This window comes from Acidobacteriota bacterium (genome assembly GCA_030949985.1).
Classification (GTDB): domain Bacteria; phylum Acidobacteriota; class Polarisedimenticolia; order J045; family J045; genus JALTMS01.
Window position 1 is genome coordinate 1 of sequence record JAUZRX010000124.1, and the last position, 1,380, is coordinate 1,380.

Below are 1,380 nucleotides of genomic sequence, written 5' to 3' on the forward strand. Positions count from 1 at the left end.
TCAGCAATCCAAGTCCGGCCGCGAGAGCCTCCCCATTCGCCCCCCGATCGGTGGATCTTCTCGGCCCATCCCCACCAGGCCGAGTTCATGGAGGATTACCTGATGAGAAACAGACCGTCGCATTACCGCCCCCCCTGTTGAGTTATCTTCTGGTTCCCGCTGCTCTGGGTAGCTGGACGGTGCTGCTCGTGCCGAACGTCATCGCCCAGTGCCCGACCGATGAGCCCCTGACCGCGCCCGAAGCCGAGGGGGACCCCCTGTACGTCCAGATTTGTGGGCTCGAGCCCCCGGGAGGCGGTGATCCTCTTCCCTGCCCGGCCCCAAGCTCGCCCCCGATGTATGTCGATCAGTCCGCGACGGCCCAGGGAATGACGCTCACCGCTACAGTCCCATCCGGCTATGGCAATGCCCATGCCGTGTGGTGGAAGGCCGAGTGGTTGAACGAAAGTGGTTTTCTCGAGACCCTCTGGACCTACCGCTCGGTGCAGGACAAGCCTGCGGACGGATGGGCTCCCGGCAGCCAGGTGACCTTCGGAGCCCCGGGACTCGTGGAGAACGCGGACATTCGCTTCAGCGTCACCTTCGAAGACGCCAACGGATACAAGCTGTGCTGGTCGGGACGAAGCGATCCCTACCCGACAGATGACTTCGATGATCCCAACGCGGATCCCGCGGTGCCCGCTGGTATTCACCTGAAGGTACAAGACGATTTCGACCGCCCGGAGACCGACTCCCAGGAGGGAACACCCCCGGGAGACGGCCTGGGTCCCGAAGCGGTCTGGAAGGCCGTTCCGATCATGTCCGGCAATGCGCATGATATCCGCATTGCCGAAGATGGTACGACCGCGTTGGTGGCTCCCTCGACCGACATCACCTACATGATGCGGGAAGAGACCCACCCGCACACCTTCCACGAGGCGGTCGTCAGGGTCGACCTCGACGCCGGCAATGAACAGATCCCATACAATCTCCAGATCCAGGCCAGGATCGGAGAGGTCGACCAGGCCACGGGAGAGGCGCCCTCTTACGGAGTCAAGTTAGTCAAGGGGGTCCGTCATTGTCAGCACGCCTCCCTGATCGCTTTCCGGCTTCCCGATGAGTACGCCTACGCCGGCTGCGACGAGGCGACCGGTCTGCCCTGGCCCCAGACCGAAGGAGTGATCTGCGAGGACCCGACGACTCACGAGGAACCGCCTCTGGAGATCGAGGATCCGGATCCCGCCCATGCTGGCCTGAGCAGACCGGTGTGGCTGAGGATCGAGGTGAATGACGAGGGCGTACCTCCAGAACCGCGCGTCCTCGGGATCGTCTTCTGGCAGGATGACCAGGGACAATGGAGAAGCTGCTCCGTCGATCGTACGGACTCCGGAGATCCGGGCG

1 protein-coding gene is annotated in these 1,380 nt (G+C 63.5%); it reads left to right on the forward strand.

Annotated features, from left to right (window positions below; translation table 11 throughout):
- Positions 1–179: 179 nt before the first annotated feature.
- Positions 180–1,380, forward strand: a 1,201-nt coding sequence (locus Q9Q40_15585) for a hypothetical protein (protein ID MDQ7008643.1), incomplete at its 3' end; no start/stop codon positions are given.